Source organism: Streptomyces sp. NPDC056224 (assembly GCF_042267665.1).
GTDB lineage: Bacteria > Actinomycetota > Actinomycetes > Streptomycetales > Streptomycetaceae > Streptomyces.
Genome location: NZ_JBHJTK010000017.1, coordinates 98,955 through 119,395 on the forward strand (window position 1 = coordinate 98,955; position 20,441 = coordinate 119,395).

16 protein-coding genes are annotated in these 20,441 nt (G+C 73.7%); 5 read left to right on the forward strand and 11 right to left on the reverse strand.

From position 1 onward, the window contains the following. Window positions 1–42 precede the first annotated feature (42 nt). The 9 genes from ACFCZ1_RS21020 to ACFCZ1_RS21060 all read right to left on the reverse strand — a co-directional run bounded on the left by ACFCZ1_RS21020 (window position 43) and on the right by ACFCZ1_RS21060 (window position 10,693). Window positions 43–1,044, reverse strand: coding sequence for a glutamate ABC transporter substrate-binding protein (locus tag ACFCZ1_RS21020; RefSeq protein ID WP_376679821.1), 1,002 nt, complete (start codon window positions 1,042–1,044; stop codon window positions 43–45). Window positions 1,045–1,139: 95 nt separating this feature from the next. Beyond that, a complete protein-coding gene (locus ACFCZ1_RS21025; RefSeq protein ID WP_376679822.1) occupies window positions 1,140–2,480 on the reverse strand; it encodes a hypothetical protein in 1,341 nt (446 codons plus the stop codon). 253 nt (window positions 2,481–2,733) lie between these two features. After that, window positions 2,734–3,759, reverse strand: a complete 1,026-nt coding sequence (locus ACFCZ1_RS21030) for an N-acetylglucosamine kinase (RefSeq protein WP_376679780.1) — start codon at window positions 3,757–3,759, stop codon at window positions 2,734–2,736. After that, a complete protein-coding gene (locus ACFCZ1_RS21035; RefSeq protein ID WP_376679781.1) occupies window positions 3,750–5,015 on the reverse strand; it encodes a 6-phospho-beta-glucosidase in 1,266 nt (421 codons plus the stop codon). The genes ACFCZ1_RS21030 and ACFCZ1_RS21035 overlap by 10 nt, the downstream gene beginning before the upstream one ends. Before the next feature lie 5 nt (window positions 5,016–5,020). Continuing rightward, on the reverse strand, window positions 5,021–5,860 hold the full coding sequence (locus ACFCZ1_RS21040; RefSeq protein WP_376679782.1) for a carbohydrate ABC transporter permease: 840 nt from the start codon (window positions 5,858–5,860) through the stop codon (window positions 5,021–5,023). Next, window positions 5,857–6,807, reverse strand: a complete 951-nt coding sequence (locus ACFCZ1_RS21045) for a carbohydrate ABC transporter permease (protein WP_376679783.1) — start codon at window positions 6,805–6,807, stop codon at window positions 5,857–5,859. Before ACFCZ1_RS21045 ends, ACFCZ1_RS21040 begins: the two co-directional genes overlap by 4 nt. A gap of 5 nt (window positions 6,808–6,812) precedes the next feature. After that, a complete protein-coding gene (locus ACFCZ1_RS21050; RefSeq protein ID WP_376679784.1) occupies window positions 6,813–8,147 on the reverse strand; it encodes an ABC transporter substrate-binding protein in 1,335 nt (444 codons plus the stop codon). Window positions 8,148–8,259: 112 nt separating this feature from the next. After that, complete coding sequence (locus ACFCZ1_RS21055) at window positions 8,260–9,477, reverse strand: ROK family protein (protein WP_376679785.1); 1,218 nt, start codon at window positions 9,475–9,477, stop codon at window positions 8,260–8,262. Window positions 9,478–9,613: 136 nt separating this feature from the next. After that, entirely contained in the window at window positions 9,614–10,693 is a 1,080-nt protein-coding gene (locus ACFCZ1_RS21060; protein WP_376679786.1) for a mechanosensitive ion channel family protein, read from the reverse strand. A 299-nt stretch (window positions 10,694–10,992) separates the two neighbouring features. On the opposite strand from ACFCZ1_RS21060, the gene ACFCZ1_RS21065 reads away from it, so the two are divergent. Further along, window positions 10,993–11,529: an HNH endonuclease gene (locus ACFCZ1_RS21065; RefSeq protein ID WP_328925761.1), complete on the forward strand. Its 537-nt coding sequence runs from the start codon at window positions 10,993–10,995 to the stop codon at window positions 11,527–11,529. 43 nt (window positions 11,530–11,572) lie between these two features. Here ACFCZ1_RS21065 and ACFCZ1_RS21070 read toward each other — a convergent pair whose 3' ends face one another. Further along, window positions 11,573–14,578 carry a beta-N-acetylglucosaminidase domain-containing protein gene (locus ACFCZ1_RS21070; protein WP_376679787.1) on the reverse strand — a complete coding sequence of 1,002 codons (3,006 nt, stop codon included), beginning with the start codon at window positions 14,576–14,578 and terminating at the stop codon, window positions 11,573–11,575. Window positions 14,579–14,840: 262 nt separating this feature from the next. On the opposite strand from ACFCZ1_RS21070, the gene ACFCZ1_RS21075 reads away from it, so the two are divergent. Together ACFCZ1_RS21075 and ACFCZ1_RS21080 are read left to right on the forward strand one after the other, a co-directional pair. Next, a complete protein-coding gene (locus tag ACFCZ1_RS21075; protein WP_376679788.1) occupies window positions 14,841–16,958 on the forward strand; it encodes a 4-alpha-glucanotransferase in 2,118 nt (705 codons plus the stop codon). Window positions 16,959–17,073: 115 nt separating this feature from the next. After that, the gene (locus ACFCZ1_RS21080; protein WP_376679789.1) at window positions 17,074–17,310 is read left to right on the forward strand and encodes a hypothetical protein; all 237 of its coding nucleotides are present in this window, start codon (window positions 17,074–17,076) and stop codon (window positions 17,308–17,310) included. Between the two features lie 106 nt (window positions 17,311–17,416). Here ACFCZ1_RS21080 and ACFCZ1_RS21085 read toward each other — a convergent pair whose 3' ends face one another. Then, window positions 17,417–17,917 carry a MarR family winged helix-turn-helix transcriptional regulator gene (locus ACFCZ1_RS21085; RefSeq protein WP_376679790.1) on the reverse strand — a complete coding sequence of 167 codons (501 nt, stop codon included), beginning with the start codon at window positions 17,915–17,917 and terminating at the stop codon, window positions 17,417–17,419. A 109-nt stretch (window positions 17,918–18,026) separates the two neighbouring features. Between ACFCZ1_RS21085 and ACFCZ1_RS21090 the strand changes: the two genes are divergently transcribed. Together ACFCZ1_RS21090 and ACFCZ1_RS21095 are read left to right on the forward strand one after the other, a co-directional pair. Then, window positions 18,027–19,304: an MFS transporter gene (locus ACFCZ1_RS21090; protein ID WP_376679791.1), complete on the forward strand. Its 1,278-nt coding sequence runs from the start codon at window positions 18,027–18,029 to the stop codon at window positions 19,302–19,304. A 172-nt stretch (window positions 19,305–19,476) separates the two neighbouring features. Continuing rightward, window positions 19,477–20,418: an EamA family transporter gene (locus tag ACFCZ1_RS21095; RefSeq protein WP_376679792.1), complete on the forward strand. Its 942-nt coding sequence runs from the start codon at window positions 19,477–19,479 to the stop codon at window positions 20,416–20,418. Window positions 20,419–20,441: the final 23 nt, after the last annotated feature.

A 20,441-nucleotide genomic window follows, 5' to 3' on the forward strand; every position in this document is an offset into this window, starting at 1 on the left:
CGGTGTCCCGCTCCGCGCCCGGTCCTCTGCCCGCCACCGGCCTCAGCCGTCCCGGTACTTGGGCGCGGGCGGTCCGGTCACACCGGGCAGTACGGGCGCCAGGTGCTTGAGGTAGGACCTCATCCACGGGCTGTCATTGCCGCCCGCACGGTAGCCCTCCAGCACCTTGTTGACCCGGCGGACCAGGTCGGAGGCGTCCTTGTTCATCGCCACGCCGTAGAACTCACGGGTGAAGGGCGAGCCGACCAGCCGCACCGAGGGGTCCTGCGCGGCCTGGCCGGCCGCGAGGGCGTTGTCCGTGATGATGCCGTCCACCTCGCCCAGCTGGAGGCGGACCAGGCAGTCCAGCTGGTTGGGCACGGTGACCGGCACCGAGCCGTACGGCTGCGACTTCAGCGCGGCCTCCGCCGTGGAGCCGGAGGCGAAGCAGATCCGCTTGTCCTTCAGGGACGGGTCGTACCCGGTGATCGGCGAACCCTTGGGGGCCAGCACCTGCTGCCCGGCCTCGAAGTAGGCCGTCGAGAAGGCGACGTCCTCCAGCCGCTTGCAGTTGATGGTCATGGTTCGCACGACGATGTCGACGCGGCCCTCCTGGAGCGCCGGTACGCGCTGACTGGTGGGGATGGCCCGGTAGATCACCGCGTTCGGGTCGCCCAGGATGTCCTGCGCGATGGCCTTCACCAGGTCGATGTCGAAGCCGTCGAGGCCGCCGCCCTCCCTGGCCTGGTTGCGGTAGCCCCAGCGGAAGCTGTTCTGGTCCACGCCCGCGACGAGCTTGCCCGCCGCCTTGATCCGGGCGATCGCCGCGCCGTCCAGACCGGACGGGCGCAAGCTGGCCTCCGGGTCCGGGCAGGTGTCGGTGAGCACCCAGGGCGCGGCCGGCGCCACCGCGACCGAGGCGGGTTCGCGGAACGCCGGCGGGCGGCCGGCGTCCGGTGTCGCCCGGGCCATCGGCAGCAGCACGGCCCCCGCCGTCACGGCGCAGGCGGCGGCCATCGCGGTCACCCCGCCCCAGCCCCGCAGCCGGCCCGCCAGCCGCCGCATCCCGGACACCCGGGGCGCCCGCGGCGCGCCGGACGTCTCGCCCCCGCCGTTCCCGTGTCCGCCGCCGGCCCGCACCGCTCGTATCCGCATCGCTCTCACCTGTACTCCGAAAGCCTGCGCCCGATACCGAGCAGCGCCGCCGCCGCGCCGAGGACCGCGAGGGCCGCGGTGCCGGTCGGCAGACCGCCCAGCGCGCCGAGCCCATCCCGGGCCGCACCGGTGAACTCCTGCTGCTCGTGGGCGACCGCCTGCTCCAGGGAGGCGTCCACGACGTCGAAGGCGGCCCCGCTGCTGTCCTTGTGGTCCTTGTCGCCGACGACCTGGGGCAGGGCGGCCTCGTAGTCCCCCTTCAAGTCCGCCTCCCGAGCCGCCGTGTGCCGCTGCTTCCACTGCTCCACGCCGTCCGCGGCGCGGGTCACCGGCGCCCGGCCCGCCTCGTCGTCGGCCAGCCGCAGCGCGGTCGCCAGCCCGGCGTCCAGCGCCTTCATGTTGGCGGTGAAGTCCACGTCGTACTTGTCGGACTTCTTGTCCTCGGCCAGGACGGCGCCCCGCGCGATCAGCGTCAGATTCTCGCCCGCCCGCGCCTGGAGGGAGGCGATCCGCGCGTCGTTGAGCACCTTCAGGGACTCCTGCCCCTGCGCGCGGGCCTCACTCAGCGAGGACCGCGCCACCGTGTGCCCCACGGCCAGCCACAGCAGCACCACCACGGACGCGGCCGTCGCCGCCAGCAGACCGTGGTTGAAGACCCTGTTCGTACGCCGGTAGTTGCGCCGCTGCGCCCACGCCAGGGCTGCGAGCGCGACCAGGCCCGCGGCGAGCGAGGCCAGCGGCCAGGACCGGGCGTCGTCGTAGTCCGTGTAGAGCCGGCCCGTCTCGGCCTCGTACAGCCGCTGCGCGGCCGGCAGCAGCTGGGTGGTCATCTGCTCGTTGGCGTAGCGGAGATAGGCGCCGCCCAGTGGCAGGCCCTGCCGGTTGGCGGCCCTGGCCTGCTCGATCAGGCCGGTGTAGCGCGGCAGCTGCTCGCTCAGCAGGGTGATCTGGGCGCGCCCGTCCTGGCTGCCCCCGGTGTTGGCGGCCGCACTCACCAGCAGCCTGGAGGCGTTGGCGATGTCCTTCTCGTACCGCTGGCGGACCTCGCGCTCGTCCGTGGCGCCCAGCAGGAAGCCGCTGGAGGAGGCGGTGTCGGCGTCCGCGAGGGAGCGGTAGATGCTCGCCGCGTCCGCGCTCAGCGGCTGGCTGTGGCCCACGACGTCGTCGGCGGCGGCGGACCGGCCGGAGATCTCCCAGACGGCGACCGCGCCGAAGAGCAGGACCAGGGCGGCCAGCGCGGCGCCGATGATCCTCAGCCGGCCGGGTTCGGTCGTCGCCGCGACGCGCAGCCGCTCCACGCCCTCGGCCCAGGCGGTGCCCCGCCCCGGCGGGGCGCCCGGCGGCATCGCCTGCGGCCCGGCGGGCGGCACGGCGAGACCGCCCCCCGGCGCGGGCGCGCGTGATGTGATGGCCACCGTGACCTCCCCCTCGGTCCTGCCCCTGCTCGTCCTGTCCGTGCTCCGCAGCAGTATGGACGTAGCGACGGCCGACCACAGCACCCGGTGCCGGATCCCGGGTGGTCCGCCCCCGCCCTCCCTTCACCGTCTATACGCCCGTACGACCGCCACGGTTCCAGACAGGACGCCCCCCGGGGCGGGTTCACCCGAAATGGGCACGGAGTTTTCCGTGGGCGGACGGCGGGGCCCCGAGGGCGTCCAGCCCGAGCAGTCCGGCGCCCAGTACCGGAGGGGCCGTCACGACCGAGACCCTCGCGCGCGGGGCCCGTTCGGAGAGCCCCTGCGCGATCCGGTCGTCCAGCTGCGGGTGCCGGGCGGCCAGCACACCGCCGCCCAGTACGACCGGCACCTCCTGCTCCAGCAGGCCCAGGCGGCCCAGCGCCACCGCCGCCATGGCCACGATCTCGTCCGCCTGCCGGTGCACCAGCGACAGCGCCACCGGGTCCCCGGCGGCCGCCACCGCGAACAGCAGCGGGGTCAGCTCGTGCCGGCGCGTGCCCGGGATGCGGCCCAGGTGCAGCTCCTCGACCAGTGCGTACACCGTGTCGTGGCCGAAGTGCGCGGGCAGCGCCCGGGCCAGCTCCGTCGCCTCGCCCCGCCCGTCCTCGGCGCGGGACGCGAACCACAGGGCCTCCTCGGCCAGCCCGCCCCCGCCGCCCCAGTCGCCGGAGATCCGGCCGACCGCGGGGAAGCGTGCCGTCCGCCCGTCGGGGGTCATCCCGACGCAGTTGATGCCCGCCCCGCACACCACCGCGACGCCGCACGGCTCGGCGTCCACGGGCAGTCCGGCGCGCAGCAGCGCGAAGGTGTCGTTGTGCACCGCCGTCGCCCGGCCCCAGTTCCGGCCGCGGATCTCCCGGGCCAGCTCCCGCTCCTCCACCGGGAAATCGGCGTTGGCCAGACAGGCCGACACGTGCAGGGCGCCCGGTCCGCGATCCGCGCCGATCCGCAGCCCGGCCGCGGCGATCGCCTCGGCCAGCACGTCGACGGCCGCGGGCACCCCCGTCCGGAACGGCTGGAAGCCCCCGGCCTGCCCGGAGCGCAGCACCGAGCCGTCCGGACCGAGGAGCGCCACGTCCGTCTTGCTGTTGCCCGCGTCGATCGCCAGCACGGAAGGGAGGGCGGGCGGGGCGGGGAGGGCGGGGAGCACGGGGAGGGTCACGCCCATGCCAGGTGCTCCTTGTTGTGCGCGAGGAGCCGGTCCGTCAGCCCCTCGGCACGGTCGAACTGGCCGACCAGCGGGTGCGCCAGCAGCGCCCGGAAGACCCGGTCGCGGCCGCCGCGCAGCGCCGCGTCCAGCGCGAGGTCCTCGTAGGCCGTCACGTGCGAGATCAGCCCCGCGTACAGCGGGTCCGGCCGCGGCACGGCCAGCGGCACCGGACCGGAGCCGTCGACCCGTGCCTGCACCTCGACGACCGCGTCGTCCGGCAGGAACGGCAGCGTCCCGTTGTTGCGCGTGTTGACCACCTGGACGGCCGGTGCGCCGTCGCCCAGCAGCGAGGCCGCCAGGTCCACGGCCGCCTCGGAGTAGAAGGCGCCGCCCCGCTTGGCCAGCAGCGCCGGCTTCTCGTCCAGCGCCGGGTCCCCGTACAGGGCGAGCAGTTCCCGCTCCATCGCGGCGACTTCGGCGGCCCGCGAGGGCTTGGTCGCCAGCTCGCGCACGACCTCGTCGTGCGCGTAGAAGTACCGCAGGTAGTACGACGGCACGACGCCCAGCCGGTCCAGGACGGCGCGCGGCAGACGGAGGTCGGCGGCGACGGCCCCGCCGTGGTCGGCGAGCAGCCGTGGCAGCAGGTCCTCGCCGCCGGGGCCGCCCCTGCGCACGCCCAGCTCCCAGGTGAGGTGGTTGAGCCCCACGTGGTCCAGGTGGATGTCGGCCGGTGCCAGGTCCAGCAGGGCCGCGAACTTCCGCTGGAGGGCAATGGCGACGTTGCACAGGCCGACCGCCTTGTGGCCGGCCTGGAGCAGGGCCCGGGTGACGATGCCGACGGGGTTGGTGAAGTCGATGATCCAGGCGTCGGGGTTGGCCCGGCGGACCCGCTCGGCGATGCCGAGGACCACCGGGACGGTGCGCAGCGCCTTGGCGAGCCCGCCCGCGCCGGTGGTCTCCTGCCCGACGCAGCCGCACTCCAGCGGCCAGGTCTCGTCCCGGAGCCGGGCGGCCTGCCCGCCGACGCGCAGCTGGAGCAGGACGGCGTCGGCGCCGTCGACGCCCGCGTCGAGGTCGGAGGTGGTGGTGATCAGGCCGGGGTGCCCCTGCCGGGCGAAGATCCGCCGGGCCAGGCCGCCGATCAGCTCCAGCCGCTCGGCGGCGGGGTCGATCAGTACCAGTTCGCCGATCGGCAGGGTGTCGCGCAGCCGCGCGAAGCCGTCGATCAGCTCGGGGGTGTAGGTGGAACCGCCACCCACCACTGCGAGTTTCATCGTCGCTAGCCTTTCACTCCGGTCAGGGTGACTCCCTCGACGAACGCCTTCTGGGCGAGGAAGAACAGGAAGATCACGGGCGCCATGACCAGCACGGTCGCGGCCATGGTCAGGTTCCAGTTGGTGTGGTGCGCCCCCTTGAAGGACTCCAGTCCGTAACTGAGGGTCCAGGCGGCCGGGTTGTCGGAGGCGTAGATCTGCGGGCCGAAGTAGTCGTTCCAGGCGGAGAAGAACTGGAACAGCGCGGCCGCGGCGATCGCGGGCTTCGCCATCGGCAGCACGACCCGCAGCAGGGTGCGCACCTCGCCGCAGCCGTCGACACGGGCCGCGTCGAGGTACTCGCCGGGGATGGTCAGCAGGAACTGGCGGAGCAGGAAGATCGTGAAGGCGTCGCCGAACGCCATCGGGATGATCAGCGGCCACAGGGTGCCCGACAGGTCGAGCTGCTTGGCCCAGAAGAGGTACATGGGGATGACCACCACCTGCGGCGGCAGCATCATCATCGCGATGACCAGCAGCAGGGAGAGCCGCCGGCCGCGGAAGCGGAACGTGGCGAGCGCGTAGGCGACGGGCAGGGAGGAGGCCACGGTCAACAGGGTGCCGAGTCCGGCGTACAGAAGGGTGTTGCGCCACCAGGTGAGGAAGCCCGGCGTGTTCCACACCTGGGCGTAGTTGTCCCACTCCCAGGTGTCCGGCCACAGGTCGCTGGTCAGCGCCTGCCGGTCGCCCATCAGGGAGGTGAGCAGCAGGAACACGAACGGGAGGACGAAGAACAGGGCGGCCGCCACGCCGAGGGAGTGCACGGCGATCCAGTGCAGTACGGGCTTGTCGACGCGCGTGCTCATTCGCCCGCTCCGATCAGTCCGCCACGGCGCCGCATCAGGAGCGCGGTGAAGGCCATGGAGAGGGCGAACAGGACCAGTGCGACGACGCACGCGGTGCCGTAGTCGAAGCGCTGGAAGCCGAGGTTGTAGACGAGCTGGGGCAGGGTCAGGGTCGACTTGTCGGGGTAGCCGGGCTCCAACTGCTGGCCCGAGCCGCCGATCACGCCGGCCGCCACCTTTCCCGCCACCAGCGGCTGGGTGTAGTACTGCATGGCCTGGATGACGCCGGTGACCACCGCGAACAGGATGATCGGCGAGATGTTCGGCAGGGTGATGTGCCGGAACCGCGCCCATGCCCCGGCCCCGTCCAGCTCGGCGGCCTCGTACTGCTCCTTCGGTACGTCGAGCAGCGCGGCCATGAAGATGACCATCAGGTCCCCCACCCCCCACAGTGCGAGGGCGGTCAGCGCGGGCTTGGACCAGTCGGCGTCGGTGAACCAGCCGGGCGTGGGCAGCCCGGCCGCGTCCAGCAGGCTGTTGACGGGGCCGGTGCCCGGGTTGAGCAGGAAGACGAAGGCCAGGGTCGCGGCGACCGGCGGGGCCAGGTAGGGCAGGTAGAAGAGGGTCCGGAAGATCCCGGCGCCCGTCTTGATCTTCGTGATGAGCAGGCCGGTGCCGAGGCCGAAGACGACCCGGCAGCCGACCATCACCACGACGAGCCACAGGGTGTTGCGCATCGCCGGCCAGAACAGCGGGTAGTCGGTGAAGACGTAGGCCCAGTTGTCCAGGCCGTTGACGGCGGGCTGCCGGAAGCCGTCGTACTTGGTGAAGGAGAAGTACACGGTGGACAGCAGCGGGTAGGCGAAGAAGACCGCGAACCCGATCAGCCAGGGGGACATGAAGGCCGCCGTCCGCAGGGCGGACCGCCGGTGCTTCGTCCGCAGCGCGCGGGTGGTCGTCGAGGGCATCGGGGCTACTCGGCCTTCGCGATGTCCGTGTCGATCTGCCGGTCGGTCCTGGCGAGACCGGCCGGGATGTCGGTGACATCGCCCTTCTCGACCCCGTAGGCGAAGTCCTGGAAGGTCAGCTGGTAGGTGCCGCCGTCGGCCTGGGCCGGGGTGGTGCTGGACTTCGGGTGCCGGGCTATGTCGAGGAAGGTCTTGAACTCCGGGGACACCTGGAGGTTCGGGGACTCCAGGGCCGCCAGGGTGGACGGCACGTTGTGGATGGCGTTGGCGAAGGCCACCACCGCCTCGGTGTCGGTCGTCATGTACTTCACCAGCTCCCAGGCGGCGTTCTGCTTCTTGCTGCCCGCGGCGATGCCCATGATCGTGCCGGAGAGGTAGCCCTTGCCGTAGTCGGCGGCCTGGTCGTCGGGGACGGGCAGCGGCGCGGTGCCGATCTCGAAGGGGACGCCGGCCTCCTTCGCCATCGAGGCCCGCCATTCGCCGTCGATCTGCATGGCCACCTGGCCGGTGTGGAAGGGGTGTTCGGCGCTCCACTCGTCACCGAAGGTGTTGCGGAACCTCTCCAGCTTCTCGTAGCCGCCGAGCTTGTCGACCAGGTCCTTCTGCGCGGTCAGCATCTTCGCGAAGGCCGGGTCCTTGGCCAGGTTGGACGTGCCGTCGGCGCTGAAGTAGGAGGGGCTCCACTGCGCGGCCAGCCGCATGGGGGCGGTCTCGTAGCCGTGGTAGGTGGGCATCAGGCCGACCTGCTCGTACGATTCTCCCTTGGGTTTGGTCAGCTTCTGCGCGACCTCGGTGAACTGGCTCCACGTCCTGGGCGGCTCGGTGATTCCGGCGGCCGCGAAGGCGGTCTTGTTGTAGACGAGGCCGTACGCGTCGTGCAGCAGCGGCAGCGTGCACTGGTTTCCGTTGAACTGGGTGTACTCCAGCAGGGTCTTGGGGAAGACCTTCGCCTTGTCCACGCCGGACTTCTTGAGGAAGGGGTTCAGGTCGGCGAAGGCGCGGGAGTTGCAGAACTTGCCGACGCTGTCGGTGGTGAAGGAGGCGACCGCGTCGGGGGCCTTGTCCCCGCCCGCGCGCAGCGCCTGGTTGATCTTGTCGTCCGTCATGTTGCCCGTGACCTGGACCTTGATGTTCGGGTGCGCCTTCTCGAACCGGGCGATGTTCTCCTCGATCGCCTTGGTCTCGCTCGGCGCGGACCAGCCGTGCCAGAAGTTGAGGGTGACGTCCTTGGCCGGGTCGTCGTCGGCCCCGGTGCCGCTCTGGCCCGTACAGGCGGTGGCGAGGACGGATATCGCTGCGATGACGGTCGCGGTGGTGGTCAGGCGTCCGGTTCTGGGCATGGCGGGGCTCGCTCTCTGAGGGAGGAACTTCCTGTGGGGTGCCAGTGAGGGGGTGTGGGCCTGCGGGGGGTGTGTCCGGGGGTGCGGGAGGACCGGTTCAGCGGGAGGGGGTTCAGCGGGAGGTGTCGAACACCTCGTCGCGGGTGGCGGCCAGCGCGCTCTCCAGCGCACCGCGCAGCACCGGCCGCTCCGGCACCTCGCCGGAGACCAGGCGGGGCCGGGAGGGGGCCAGTTCGGCGAGCTCGGCCTCCAGCAGGCCGCGCAGCGGGTCGCCGCCGGCGGCGATCACCGCCCCGGACAGCACCACGATCTCCGGGTCCAGCACGGCGACGAGCGAGGCGAGACCGGTGGCGAGCAGGGTGGCGTACGCCTTGAGGAAGCGCAGGTGGGCCCCTTCGGGCGTGGCCGCGGCCTGCCCGAGCAGGGCGACGGCGGCGGCCACCTCCGTGCTGTGCGAGCCCTCGGAGGCGGGGAGCGGCGGGGCCTCGACGCCGAGTTCCGCGGCGAGCCCGGGTACCACCTGTGCGCCGGCCAGCTCCTGGTAGCCCCCGGTGTTGGCCCGGGTCACCTGGCGGACCAGTGGGTGGCCCGGTACGGGCAGGAAGCCCACCTCGCCCGCGCCGCCGGTCCAGCCGCGGTGCAGCCGGCCGCCGAGCACCAGGGCGGCGCCGAGGCCCTCCTCGTTCCACAGCAGGACGAAGTCCTCGTGGCCGCGCGCCGCGCCGAGGCGCTGCTCGGCTACGGCGGCGAGGTTGACGTCGTTCTCGTACCCGACCGGCATCGGCAGGGCGGCCGCCAGGTCGTCGAGGAGGGTGGGGGAGTGCCAGCCGGGGAGGTGGCTGGCGTAGCGCAGCCGGCCGGTCTGCGGGTCGAAGGCGCCCGGGGTGGCGATGACCGCCCGGTGCAGGTCGGACAGGTGCAGCCCGGCGGCCTTGACGGCTCCGCCGAGGGCTTCGACGACCTGCTCGACGGCGTGCGCGCCCTCGGTGTAGGGGACCTCGTGCGTGCCGGTCACCGTGCCGGTCAGGTCGGCGACGGCCGCCAGTACGCGGTCCGGTGTGACGTCGAGCCCGCCGACGTACGCGGCCCGGGGGTTGACCGCGTAGAGCTGGGCGCTGGGCCCGGGGCGGCCGCCGTCGGTGCCGGTGGCAACGACGAGCCCGGCGGTCTCCAAGCGGGCCAGGAGCTGGGAGGCGGTGGGCTTGGACAGCCCGGTCAGGTGCCCGATCCTGGTGCGGGACAGCGGGCCGTGCGTCAGCAGCAGCTCAAGCGCGGCCCGGTCGTTCATGGCGCGCAAGAGGCTGGGCGTTCCGGGCGTGGCGGCGGGCATGGTGCGCTCTCTCCCTCACCGAGGTCAACTGTTAAGTAAGTTTCCTATCGCTGTTCAGGCCGTGTCAATGCCGCTGCCCCGCGGGCTGTGTCATCGACACGAACGACCTGCGGGGCAGCGGGGGGCGCCCGGGGGGTTATTTGGTGATCCGCGGGCCGCCCTGCGGCGGGATCGGGGCGGTGGCCAGCGACTGCGGGGAAGCCGGGTTCGCCAGCGCGGACGGCGCGGCGACGGCGGCCGACGGGTCCGCCGCCTCCTCGTCCTCCTCCGCGGCCGGCAGACCGCCGATGATCCGGATGCCCGCCGCGTCGAAGGCCTCCTTGATCCGCCAGCGCAGCTCCCGCTCCACCGCGAACTGCTGGCCCGGCATCGTCTTCGCCGACACCTTCACCGTCATCGAGGCGAGCAGCACCTCGTCCAGGCCCAGCAGCTCCACCGGACCCCACAGGCGCTCGTCCCAGGGGGACTCCTTCACCAGGGCGTCGGCGACCTCCCGGACCACCTCGCGGATCCGGGCCAGGCTCTCCGACGGCTTGACCTGCACGGCCACGCCCGCGGTCGCCCAGCCCTGGCTGAGGTTGCCGATCCGCTTGATCTCGCCGTTGCGCACGTACCAGATCTCGCCGTTGTCCCCGCGCAGCTTGGTCACGCGCAGGCCGACCTCGATCACCTCGCCCGAGGCCACGCCCGCGTCGATCTTGTCACCGACGCCGTACTGGTCCTCCATGATCATGAACACGCCGGACAGGAAGTCCGTCACCAGGTTCCGGGCACCGAAACCGATCGCCACGCCGGCCACACCGGCACTCGCCAGCAGCGGGGCCAGGTCGATCTTCAGCGCGGCCAGCACCATCAGCGCGGCCGTGCCGAGGATCAGGAACGAGGCGACCGAACGGAGCACCGAACCGATCGCCTCCGAACGCTGGCGGCGTCGCTCGGCGTTGACCAGCAGCCCGCCGAGCGCGGTGCCCTCGACCGCCTCGGCGCTGGTGTTCATCCGGTTGATGAGCTTGGTCAGCGCCTTGCGGACCACCGAGCGCAGCGCCGCCGCTATCACGACGATCAGGAGGATGCGCAGGCCGATGCTCAGCCAGGTGGCCCAGTTCTCCTCGATGAAGCTCGCGGCTTCCGTGACGCTCTCGTGCGTCTCCTTGAGCGTCTTGGTCGCGTCCGGGGTGTCTGTTGCCAGGGGCAGCAGGGCGGCAGGCCAGGGCACGGCGGAAACCTCCAGGTGTAGCGGTCCGCCCGCGGGACTCGGGGTGTACCCCCGGACGGGATCCGGGGAAGTGCGGGCAGACCAACCACACTAACGGGGCATTCCCGTCCCCGTATTTGCTTAGGGGGTCGGTGTTCGAGGGAGAGACCAGACTCACGTGGGGAGGACGTGGGTGTGGTTGAAAACACCTCGGACCCGTTACGGGCTCGTGGTGGCGCTTCGACCAGCCGTAAGGAGAGACTGGAGAGCAGATCGTCCCGGCGCGAGCCACGCGCCGCCGGCGTACAAGGAGGCAGTCCGTGCCGCACGTCCTGGTCCTCAATGCGTCGTACGAGCCCCTCGGCGTCGTACCGCTCCGCCGCGCGCTCGTCCTCGTCCTGGAGAACAAAGCGGTCTCCCTGGAGGAATCCGGCGCCTATCTGCACAGCGCGACCAGAGCCGTCCCCGCGCCCAGCGTGGTCCGGCTCAAGCGCTTCGTGCGGGTCCCCTACCGGGGGCCCGTTCCGCTCACCCGGCGCGCCCTGTTCGCCCGGGACGGCGGCCGCTGCATGTACTGCGGCGCCGTCGCCACCAGCGTCGACCACGTCATCCCGCGCAGCCGGGGCGGCCAGCACGCGTGGGACAACGTCGTCGCCGCGTGCCGCCGCTGCAACCACGTCAAGGCCGACCGGCACCTGCTGGAACTCGGCTGGCGCCTGCGCCACCAGCCTGCGCCCCCCTCCGGCCTGGCCTGGCGCATCATCGGGACGGGTCACCGGGATCCCCGCTGGATGCCGTACCTCCAGCCGTACGGGGCCGAGGACGCCCTGGACCGCATCGGCGTCGCGGCGTCCTGACCCCGCGTCCTGGGGCCCCGCCCCAGGACGCCGGCCCGCGGGGCTACGGGGTGACCGCGTAGGCCTCCGCCGACCAGAGGGAGCAGCCGTAGCGCGTCGCGCGGGTGTCGCACGTGACCCGCAGGAAGCGGGTCCCCGGGGCGTCCAGGCGGAGGGACTCGCGGCCGCCCGCCGAGGCCGACACGGTGGCGGCCGTCCGCCAGGTCAGCCCGTCCGCCGAGGTCTCCACCCGGTAGGACGAGGGATGGGCCTCCTGCCAGTGCAGGTCCAGGCGGCCGATCCTGGCCGGGACCGGGAGTTCCGCCCGCCACCACGCGCCGTCCACCGGCGGCGAGGACCAGCGCGTGGCCGTGGATCCGTCCACGGCCGCCGAGGCCGGGAACGCGGGCGTCTCGTTCCCCGAGGAACCCGCCCGCGCGGTGCGCAGCAGGTCCGGCCCGCCGGTGCGGAGCACCGCCCGTACCGTCAAGGTGCGTGACTCCCCGTCGAAGACCACCGGCACCTGGTAGGTGCCCGGCGGCACGTCCCGGGCGACCGCGACCTCGAACGGGATCGTCACCCGGCCGCCGCGCGGCGCCACGGCGCCCTGCGGCAGCCGGACCTCGATGCCCTGCGGCGGGCGGGCGGACAGCGGTCCGCGGACCTCGCCCGGTCCCAGTGCGGTCAGCTCCGCCGAGACCGGCCGCGCGGCCCCGCCGATCTCGGCGTCGACCGCACCTCCGTCCGCCAGTTCGAACCCGGCCCGGGGTCCGTCCCCGAGCCAGGGGACCACCCGGTGCACGGTGGGCGCGGTCCCGGCCCAGGACAGCCGTACCGCGTCGGCGCGCAGCCCCGCCGTGTCCACCTGGGTCCAGCCCGACGCGGCGGCCTCGCCGACCTTGCGCCAGCCCTCGCCCGGTACGTGGGCCTCCACCGCCGCGCCCCGGATCCCGGCCGGGAGCGGGTCGGTCGTCACCGTCACCGCCGCCACCGGGCGCTGCCCGTCCAGCCGTACCGTCCAGGCGCCCGCGTCCTTCGTCACCTCGCCCGTCCGGCGGCCGGCCCCGGTCCACGCGTCAGCCTCCGCCGTGACCTTCGCCAGGAAGGGCTCCAGGACGGCCTTGTCCACCGTGGCCGGGCCCGCCTCGGCCAGTGCCTGCCGGGCGCGCGCCAGCGCCTGCGCGGCCTGCCAGGCCGCCGCGCCGTCGCCGCGGGCCTGGGCCCGCAGGACGTCGACCGCCAGCTCGCCCGCCGCCCCGTAGCGCGAGAGCCGCTCCAGCCAGGGCCCCGCCTCGTCCGAAAGGGCCGGGAGCCGATCGGGGGCCTCGCGCAGGACCGTGAACGCCTTGCGCAGCTCGGTCCCGGCCGCCGGGTCGCCCGCGGCGCGCGCCTTCCAGAACTGCTCGACCAGCGGCCGCAGGTATGCGGACTCCTCCAACTTCAGACCCGACGAGGCCGTGTTCCCGGCCAGCGCCGCGACCGCCTCGCGCGTGCGCGGGTCGGGGCCGGACAGTTCGCGCACCGCCGCCGCCCAGGACTCGCCGGGCCGGTAGCCGCGCGCGTTCCAGGCGAAGTCCGCCGCCGTGAAGACCGGGATGCGGGACAGCGTGCCCTGCGGCATGGCATTGGCCAGCAGCGCCGCCGAGCCGCCCGCGACCGCCGGATCGCGTCCCGCGTACGGTCCGAGGAAGATCCGGCCCGGATCCCAGTCGTTCACCGGGTAGTTGTCCATGGTGACCAGCGGGTGGCCCAGCGCCGAGCGCGCCCCGGCCAGTTCCCTGCCGGTGATCGTGCGCGGCACCACGCCCACGCCCGTCCAGGCCACCTCCACGCGCGGGTCCAGCGCTTTCGCCAGAGCCGTCCGGTAGGTGGTGGCGCCCTCCTGGTAGAACTCCGTCGGCAGCAGCGACAGCGGGGCCGCCCCCGGATGCCGCGCGGCCAGGTGCGCCGCCAGCTCGGCCGCGACCTCCGCATGGGCCTTCGCGGCCGCGGCCGGGCCCTTCCCGAACCGCTCCCGGTCCGCCCTGCAGCCCCACTCGGTGTAGCTGATGTCCTGGAACTGCACCTGGAAGGCCCGGAAGCCCAGCTCCCACATCGCGTCCAGCTTGCGCGCGAGCGCCGCCCGGTCGCCCACCGACGACAGGCACATCGACTGGCCCGGCGTCACCGCCCAGCCCAGGACGACCTGGTTGGCGCGGGCCCGTTCGGCCAGGGCCCGGAACTCCGCCTGCCGCTCCGCGGGGTACTCCTGGCGCCAGGCCGTCGTCCGGTACGCGTCGTCACCGGGCGCGAGCAGCAGTCGGTTCAGCTTGGTGCGGCCCATGAAGTCCAGCTGGGCCAGCCGCTGCTCCTGCGTCCAGGGCTGCCCGTAGAACGCCTCGGCGATCCCGCGCACGGGCGCCGTCGGCCAGTCCCGCACCAGCACGCCGGGCGCCTTCCCGGATCCCGCGGCGAGCAGCTGACGCAGCGTCTGCGCCGCGTGGAACAGCCCGTCCGCCCCGACGCCGGCCAGCGCGACCGTGTCCCGGCCGCCGGGCCGTCCCACCGCCAGCCGGTAGCCCCCGTCCGGCAGATCGCGGGCTTCGGCCGCGCCCAGCGCCCGCAGTGCCTCCTGCGCGTCCGGGCCCTGGATGCGCACGACGGTGCCCCGCTCGGGCAGCGGCGCCCCGGGAGCCCGCTCGTGCAGGGTCCGCACGCCCGCCGCACGCAGGGCGTCCCGGACCACCTGGACCGCGTACGGATCGGCGTCGGCCGGGGCCACCAGCACGGCCTCCGCGCCCAGCGGCACCTCGCGGGCCGGGTCGGCGGCCATCGACTGCGGCCGGGGCCACACGGCCGGGCCCTCGGCCGCCGTGCGCGGGGTGTCGGCTCCCGGGTCGAGGAGGGGTCCGGGGACGCCGGCGGCCGCGGCTTCCCTGGCCGCTCCGGCGGAGCCGCCCGGTACGGACGGTACGCCCGGTGCGGACGGCGCCGAGAGGGCCCCCGGAGGCGCGGCCGACACGGCCCCGCCCAGCAGTGTGCCGAGCACCGCGACGGCGGCCGTCGCCCGTTTACTGCCCCTGAGCTGCACAGAGTCTCCTCGTCGCGAGACGTCCCCCACCCGTACGAATGAGCCCGAGCCCACCACCCGTGCGGCTCATGTGTCAATCCGGGAAGTCAATTTGTTGATTCGGCCACAGCGGGCGGACCGCGGCGGCGAGGGATGGCCGGTCGGCCGTCGGGTATCTCGTTTGGGTGAACGGGGCTGCAAGGCGCCACCTCGGCTAGGAGCGGTGAACGCCGCAGCTGTAGAACCTTCTGACCCACCATCACGCACGAAGGAGTGCCCGTAGATGGACGACCTGGCCCGGCTCGCGGCCCTGCACGGCATCGCCACCGCCTACCAGCCCGCCGCGGACGTCACCGTCCAGGTGCCGCGGGCCACGGTCGCCACCGTGCTCGGGCTGCTCGGCATGGCCACCGACACCCCCGAGGACGTCCGCCGGCACCTCGCAGACGCCCAGCGGGAGGCCGGGACCCGGCTGCTCCCGCCCGTGCTGGTGTGCTGGGCGGGCGAACCGCCGCCGTCCGCGCTGGCCGCCCTGCCGCCCGGGACCCGGATCCGCCTGGAGCCGGAGGAGGCCCCGGAGGAAGCCGCCGAGGAAGCACCGGGGGGAGCCGCCGAGGAATCCCGGGACGATGCACCGGACGGCGCGGGGCACGAGGTGCTGGGCGGGGCGCGGGACGCGGCACGGGGTGAGGCGCCGCACCCGGCCGCCGAGTGGCGGACCGGCTCCGGGGAGCCACTGCCCGACGGGCTGCCCCTGGGCGTCCACCGGATCACCGTCACCCTGCCCGACGGCCGCACCGCCGAAGCCACCCTGATCGCGGCCCCGGACCGGGCCCCCGCCGCGCCCGAGCGCGCCCACGGGCTGCTCGTCCAGCTCTACTCCCTCCTGTCGGAGCGCTCCTGGGGCATGGGCGACCTGGGCGACCTCGCCGACCTCGCCCGGTGGGCGGGACGCACCCACGGCGCCGGCTTCATCCAGGTCAACCCGCTGCACGCGGCCGTGCCCGGCACCCCCACCGACCCGTCCCCCTACCGGCCCTCCTCCCGCCGCTTCCCCGACCCGGTCCACCTGCGCGTCGAGGACGTGCCCGAGTACGCCCGCTGCCCCGACCGCGCGGCCCTCGCCGAACTCGCCGCCCGGGGCGGGGAGCTGCGCCGCGAAGTGCTGGAGAAGGGCGCGCTGATCGACCGGGACGCCGTCTGGGCGCTCAAGAGGGCAGCCCTGGAGCTGCTGTACGCCGTTGCGCGCACGCCCGAACGGGAAGCCTCCTACCGGGAGTTCCGCGCCGGGCAGGGCGCGCCGCTGGACAGGCACGCCGCCTGGTGCGCGGCGGCGGCCGGCGAGGACCCCGCCCAGCGGCTCGACTTCCACCGCTGGCTGGTCTGGCTGACCGACACTCAGCTCGCCGCCGCACAGCGGGCCGCCCGGGAGGCCGGGATGGCCGTCGGCATCGTGCACGACCTGGCCGTCGGGGTGCACCCCGACGGCTCGGACGCCCGTACCGGCACCTTCCACGCCCGGGACATCTCCGTCGGCGCCCCGCCGGACGCCTTCAACGCGCGCGGCCAGGACTGGGGGCTGCCGCCGTGGCGCCCGGACCGGCTGGCGGCCACCGGTTTCGCACCCTTCCGGGCCCTGCTGCGCGGGGTGTTCCGGTACGCGGGCGCCCTGCGGATCGACCATGTCATGGGCCTGTTCCGGCTCTGGTGGATCCCGCAGGGCAGCGCGCCCGCCGAGGGCACGTACGTCGGCTACGACGGCGAGGCCATGCTGGCGATCCTGGTGCTGGAGGCCCATCGTGCCGGGGCCCTGGTCATCGGCGAGGACCTGGGCACGGTGGAGCCGCGGGTCCGCCGGGCGCTGGCCCGGCGCGGGGTGCTCGGGACCTCGGTGCTCTGGTTCGAGCGGGACTGGGCGGGCGACGGGAACCCCCTCGCCCCGCGGGACTGGCGGGCCGACTGCCTGGCCACCGCCACCACCCACGACCTCCCGCCCACGGCCGCCAAGCTCGCCGGCAGCCACGTGGAACTGCGCGACCGGCTCGGGCTGCTGACCCGCCCGGTCGAGCTGGAACGGGCCGAGGACGCCGCCGACACCGCCGAGTGGCTGGCCGTACTGGACCGCCTCGGCCTGGACGCCAAGGGCGAGGAGGCCGCCGTACGGGCCCTGTACGCCTTCCTGCTGCGCACGCCCGCGCGGATGGTCGGCGTGTGGCTGCCGGACGCGGTGGGGGACCGGCGGCCGCAGAACCTGCCGGGCACCTGGGACCAGTACCCCAATTGGCGGCTCCCGGTCGCCGATGCCGCGGGGCGTCCGCTGACCCTGGAGGAGCTGACCGCCTCGCCGCGGGCGAACGCCCTGCTGAGCGCGGTACGCAAGGGGCTCGCCGCGGAGGGGTGAAGAGGCGGGTGACGAGGCGGGTGAAGACGAGGGTGAAGAGGAGGGGGCGAGGCGGATGACCCCGTACGGCACCCCCGGGCGCGCGGCCCGTTCGGGGGTTCGCTACGTTTGCACCGTGGACAAGAAGAACGCTCTGCGCGCCGGCGCCGTCACGGCCGGAACGACGCTGATGATGCTGCTGATGACGTCTCCCGCCCTGGCGCTGACCCGTGACGACGGCGACGACCCGGGCGCGGGTCTGAGCATTGGTGCGACGCTCGGCCTGTACGTGGCCCTGCCGATCGTGCTCTTCCTGGTCATCGCGGGTCTCGTGATGGTCCTCGACAAGTCGCACAAGCAGCAGCAGGGCTGACCCGGTCCGGCCCACCGGGCCGGCACCGCAAGGACTTCCGGCGCCGGGGGTCCGCACGACCGATGTGATGCGGCCGTGCGGCGACCCTCGGCGCCTTGTCGTGCCCTCAGACCCCGGCCATCAGCTTGCGGAGCAGGCCGGTGAGCACCTTGACCTCGTCGTCGCTGAGGCCGGTGAGCGCGGCGCGCTGCACCTCCAGGCCCGCGGAGACGGCCTCGTCGATGAGCGCGAGGCCCCGGTCGGTGATCGTGACGTGGAGCCCGCGCCGGTCGTGGGGATCGGGCTTGCGGCAGAGCAGCCCGGCCTTCTCCAGCTTGTCCAGGCGCCCGGTCATGCCGCCCGTGGTGAGCATGAGCGTGGCCGACAGCTGGCGGGGCGAGAGCGTGTACGGGGCGCCGGAGCGGCGCAGCGTACCGACGACGTCGAACTCCCCGCGCGAGACGCCGTAGCGGCCGTAGGTCTGCTCCATCGCGTCGCCCATGGCCTTGGCGATCCGCTGGATGCGGCCGAAGACGGCCATGGGGGCCGTTTCCAGGTCGGGGCGCACCACGGCCCACTGCCCGATGATCGCGTCGACGGCGTCCTTCTCGTCCTTCTCGTCCTTCATGGCTGGAGTATCCGGCTCCGGTCGGTCGTTCGCAAGAAAGTTGCTTGACGTTAAGTAGCTTAGAACTAAGCTACTTTCAAGCGAGCGATTTTCTGTGCAGGGGGACACCATGAAGATGCGGGCGGGCGGCGAAGTACGGGTGGCGGGGGAGCGGTCCCTGCTCCTCGGCATCGGGATCAGCGCGGTCGGGATCGGCATGTACGTCCCGTTCTCGCTGGTCTTCTTCCACCACGTGACGGGGCTGTCCTTCACCCTGGTCGGGCTGGTCATGACCGTCACCGGGGTGGCCGGGCTGGCCTTCATGCCGCTTGCGGGCACGGCCGTCGACCGGTTCGGCGCCAAGAACGTCAACCTGGTGCTCTACGGGATGCGGGCGCTCGGCTTCGCCCTCTACCCCCTCGCCGGCTCCCTGCCCGCCTTCGCCGCGGTCGCCCTCGTCACCGCCCTCGCCGACCGGTCCTTCGGCGTCGTCCAGCAGTCCCTGATCGGTGAGGTCGCGCAGGGCTCCGCCCGCGACCGGCTCCAGGCCTCCACCCGGGCCCTGCAGAACGCCGGGATGGGCGCGGGCGCCCTGCTCGTGTCCGGGGTGCTGGCGCTGTGGGGCACCGGCGGATTCACGTACACCGCCTGGGCCAATTCCCTGGCCTTCGCCCTCGCCGGACTGCTCGTCAGCCGGGTCCGCCCGGTCCGCGTGGCCGCGGCCGGCTCCACGGGCCGGGCGCCCGCCGGCTACCGGATGGTCCTGCGGGACCGCCCCTTCCTCGGGCTCACCGCCGCCAACTTCTGCGCGGCGCTGGGGTACTCCGCCCTCTCCGTGCTCTTCCCGCTCTACCTCTCCACCTGGCTGATGGCCCCCGACTCCCTCACCGGAGCCGCGTTCACCGTCAACACCGTCCTGTGCGCGGGCATCGGCGTCCTGATCGCGGGCCGGGTCCGCCGTTCCGGCGCACGCCGCACCCGCTCCGCGGCCCTCGGCTCGGTGCTGTTCGCCGCCGCCTTCGCCGGGCAGATCGTGCTCGGGACGCTCCGCCCCGGGCAGCGCGCCACACTCGTCGCCCTGCTGGTCATCGTCGTGGTCTACACCCTCGGCGAACTGGTGCACAGCCCCTCCGGGGGCGCCCTGTCGGTCTCCGCGGCCCCCGAAGCCGTCCGTGGCCGCTACCTGGCCACCTATCAGCTGTCCTACTCGCTGGCCAGTGCGCTGGCCCCCTCCCTGTTCACCGCCCTGCTGGCCGTCGACGGCCGACTGCCCTGGGCCGTCCTGACCGTCGCCGCGCTCGGCGCCGCCCTCGCGCTGATCCGGCTGGAGCGGCACCTGCCGGCCGAGGCCGTGTACGCGCAGCCGCCGGCCACCGCCCCGCGCACCCCGGTGTACGCCGCCGCCTGAGCCGCCCTTCGGCCGGTCCCGCCCTTCGGCCGGTCCCGCCCGTCGGCCGGTCCCGCCCGTCGGCCGGTCCCGCCCGTCGGCCGGTCCCGCCCTTCGGCCGGTCCCGCCCGTCGGCCGGTCCGGCCGTTCGCCCCTCGCGCCCCTTCCTCACCCGATCGAGGAGCCAGCCGCCATGAAGCGCTCGGCCACCGTCGCCCTGACCGCCCTCGCCCCCGTCTCCTGGGGCTCGACCTACTTCGTGGCCACCGAGCTGCTCCCGCCCGACCGGCCGCTGTTCACCGGGGTGATGCGGGCCCTGCCCGCCGGAGTGCTGCTGACCGCCCTCGCCCGCACCCTGCCGAAGGGCCGGTGGTGGTGGAGGTCCGCCGTCCTCGGCACGCTCAACATCGGCGCCTTCTTCCCGCTGCTGTTCCTCTCCGCCTACCGGCTGCCCGGCGGGGTCGCGGCCGTCCTCGGCGCCGTCGGCCCGCTGTTCGTCATCGGACTCGCCGCCCTCGTCCTCGGGGAACGGGCGAGGCTGCGCACCGTACTCGCGGCCGTCGTGGGAGCGTTCGGCGTGAGCATGGTCGTCCTCACCGCCGAGGCGGGGCTCGACCTCGTCGGCGTCGTCGCCGGGGTGGTCTCCTCCGCCTCCATGGGCGCGGGTACGGTCATGGCCAAGCGCTGGGGCCGCCCCGAGGGCGTCGGCGCGCTGGCGGTGGCCGGCTGGCAGCTCACCGCGGGCGGGCTGGTCATCATCCCGGTCGCCGCGCTCGCCGAAGGGGCGCCACCCGTGCTCGACGGCAGGGCCTTCCTCGGCTACGGCTACATGATGCTGATCAACACCGGAATCGCGTACTGGCTCTGGTTCCGCGGCATCGGGCGGCTCACCGCCACTTCGGTCACCCTGCTCTCGCCGCTCTCCCCGCTCACCGCCGCCGTCATCGGCTGGGCCGCCCTCGGGCAGGCGCTGACCCCCGTACAGCTGGCCGGCATGGCGATCGCCTTCGGAGCCACCGTCGCCGGTCAGCTCGCTGCCGCCCGTCCGGCGGGGAAGGCCAAACCTTTCAGTTCAACTGAACAGATCGATCAAAACATTTCGATGGACCTGAGTGATGGGCGGGTGCGACGGTAGTCCCCGACAACAGATCCGACCCC